The sequence below is a fragment of the Fusobacterium sp. IOR10 genome (genome assembly GCF_010367435.1).
Taxonomy (GTDB): Bacteria; Fusobacteriota; Fusobacteriia; order Fusobacteriales; family Fusobacteriaceae; genus Fusobacterium_B.
This window is the reverse complement of the sequence record NZ_WJWY01000064.1, coordinates 1-1,327: the sequence shown is the minus strand read 5'-3', so window position 1 is coordinate 1,327 and position 1,327 is coordinate 1. Positions and strand designations below refer to the sequence as shown.

Sequence of the window (1,327 nt, the reverse complement as noted above, 5' to 3'; positions counted from 1 at the left end):
ATTTGGCTAAATCAATGGAAGATGTACTAATGTACGCATTATTTCCAGATAACGCTAGAAAATTCTTAGAAAAAAGAGAACATCCAGAAGCAGAAATAGAAGAACATATAATAAATTTATTTGTATAAAAATAAGGCGGTGAAAATTAAATGAATGATATTAGTTTGGTATACGGAGTTCAATTATCTATAATGTCAATGTTGATAGTTTTTGTTTTACTATATATAATTTCTTTAATATTAGAAAGTTTTAAAGTAATATTTAAAGATGGGAAAGAACAAAAAAAAGCTGATGTTATAGTTAAACCTAAAGTGAAAACTGAAGCAGTGATAGTTTCTAAAAAAGGTATTACATTTGAAGAATTAGAAAGTGATCAAGATATGTTTACAGCAGCAATGGTTGCTTCAATGGAAGCTTCAGGGGAAAATAAAGAAAGCAATTATAAAATAGTTAGTATTAAACAATTATAAAATAAAGGGGATGACAAAATGAAAAAAGTATATAAAATAAAAGTAAATGAAAAGGTTTATGAAATAGAATTAGAAGAAGTAAAAACTGTAGATGGACATGTGGAAGTTTCTGCACCAAAAGCAGCAGCTCCAGTTCAAGCTTCTCAACCAGTTCAACAAGTAGCTCCAGTAGCAGCATCAACTGGTGCAGTTATAGAAGCTCCAATGCCAGGTGTTATAGTTGATATGAAAGTAAAAGTTGGAGATACAATAGGAGAGGGAGATTTAGTTGCAATAATAGAGGCAATGAAAATGGAAACAGAACTTTACGCAGATAAGAGTGGAACAGTTTCAGCTGTAAATGCTGGAAAAGGTGCTCAAATTAATGCAGGAGATGCAATTATAACACTTTAAGAAATAGGAGGAAAAAATATGTTACAAATGATAATGAGTTTCTTAGGGGAATCAGGATTTACAATATTAACTTATAAGGAAATAATAATGATAGGAATATCTTGTTTGTTTCTTTATCTAGCAATAAAAAAAGGGTATGAACCATATTTATTAATACCTATTTCAATAGGAATGTTACTTGTTAATTTACCAGGAGCAAATCTAATGAAAGAAGGTGGATTACTTTATTATTTATATAAGGGAACAAAATTAGGAATATATCCTCCCCTTATATTTTTATGTGTAGGAGCAAGTACAGATTTTGGACCATTAATAGCAAATCCAAAAAGTATATTATTAGGAGCAGCAGCTCAATTTGGAATATTCTTTTCATTTTTAGGAGCCTTGGCCCTAGGATTTATAGGACCAGATGCAGCTTCAATAGGTATAATAGGTGGAGCAGATGGACCAACAGCAATATATGT

The 1,327-nt window shown here is 30.4% G+C and carries 3 protein-coding genes; all 3 read left to right on the top strand.

Annotated features, from left to right (window positions below; all coding sequences use genetic code 11):
• Positions 1 to 149 precede the first annotated feature (149 nt).
• Positions 150 to 470, top strand: coding sequence for an OadG family protein (locus GIL12_RS09955; RefSeq protein ID WP_163470316.1), 321 nt, complete (start codon positions 150 to 152; stop codon positions 468 to 470).
• Positions 471 to 488: 18 nt separating this feature from the next.
• On the top strand, positions 489 to 863 hold the full coding sequence (locus GIL12_RS09950) for a biotin/lipoyl-containing protein (protein WP_163470315.1): 375 nt from the start codon (positions 489 to 491) through the stop codon (positions 861 to 863).
• Positions 864 to 881: 18 nt separating this feature from the next.
• The coding region (locus GIL12_RS09945) for a sodium ion-translocating decarboxylase subunit beta (protein ID WP_163470314.1) at positions 882 to 1,327 on the top strand (446 nt) is incomplete at its 3' end.